Annotated in this window: 1 protein-coding gene; it reads right to left on the reverse strand. The window is 61.8% G+C overall.

Translation table 11 applies throughout. The annotated features are described in order from the left end of the window. Nucleotides 1-14 precede the first annotated feature (14 nt). Nucleotides 15-1,127 (reverse strand): ISAs1 family transposase, encoded by a 1,113-nt coding sequence (locus AC1RDS_RS20955; RefSeq protein WP_492227360.1) that lies wholly within the window; start codon nt 1,125-1,127, stop codon nt 15-17. Nucleotides 1,128-1,205 lie beyond the last annotated feature (78 nt).

Raw genomic sequence — 1,205 nt, forward strand, 5'->3', positions numbered from 1 at the left:
CAGGGCAATCGCATCTAAATAGTGATACCCAAGACGCGCTCCAGATAGCCCAGATTCCACCCCGCACGCTTGCGCTTGGCCTGCACGCCAATCTTCACCGAGGTATCGCTCTTGAGCATCTGCAATGCCATGCGCCGCAGCACGGTCTGGTTATGCGGGCCTTGATCCTTGTATGACTGAGCAGCATCCTCACGCATGGCTACGTCCAGGCTCCAGTGCAACTGGTTCTCCACGCTCCAGTGTGCGCGAATGCTATGCGCCAGCACATACGCCTGGGTGTACGCGGGCAGGCTGCTTATGTAGTAGCTGACTTCTTCGCTGGCGCTTTGGCCCGACTGCTGGCGCTGGCGCACGACCTGCACCACGCTGGACAGCCCGGGCCAGTGGGCTGCAGCCCGCTGCAGGGCCTCTGGCACGGGGCTGACCCGGTAGCTGCGCAGCTCCACACGCCCATGACCACTGGAGCGTTCGGTGTAGGTGTTGTCCTGCTGCGCGGCAGTGCCTGGCGTTTCAAAGTGCTTTCGCACCACTTCGTGCATGTGCCGCTGGTTGCCCTTGAGCGACAGAACATAGTCCGCGCCATGCTCGTGCAACTGCTGGGCGATGGTCTTTTGGCAGCCGATGGCATCGATGGTGACGATGCAGCCCTTCAGGTGCAACAGTCGCAGCAACTCGGGGATGGCCGTGATCTCGTTGCTTTTGCCATCGACCTTGCATTGGCCCAGCAATACTCCCATGTCTGCGGCCCAGGCGCTGACCATGTGCAGCGCCCGGGGCGCATCGCCCTTGCGGCTGCCGCGCACGCTCTTGCCATCAATGGCCACCGTGCCTTGCACCTGACCGGCCACCTGCATAAGCCACTGCTGGCAGGCCAGCTCCAATTGCCGGGCATCGAGCAGGCGAAACACGCGCGCAAAGGTATCGTGCGAGGCAACCCCACAGCGCAATGGCACGAAGCGGGCAAACCAGTCTTGGTGCTGTTCGCCGAACTCGGCCACCTCCACCCAGTTGTCCGCTCCTGCGATGGTGGCGCACAGCGCCACAGCCAGGATCGCTTGCAGTTCGTGGCGGCGCGTGCGCTCTATGCGGGGGTCCGGGATGCTTTGCAGGTGTTGCAGCAGGCTCATCTAAACAGCGCTTGGCAGATTACTCAAGCGCTGCAGTGTCGTTGGATTTGACTCTATTTTTTAGATGCGATTGCCCTG

This window comes from Acidovorax sp. GW823-FHT02H02 (assembly GCF_058797075.1).

Bases quoted from the DNA above. Each gene is read 5' to 3' on its own strand.
- AC1RDS_RS20955 (WP_492227360.1), bottom strand. From the start codon at position 1,127: ATGAGCCTGCTGCAACACCTGCAAAGCATCCCGGACCCCCGCATAGAG.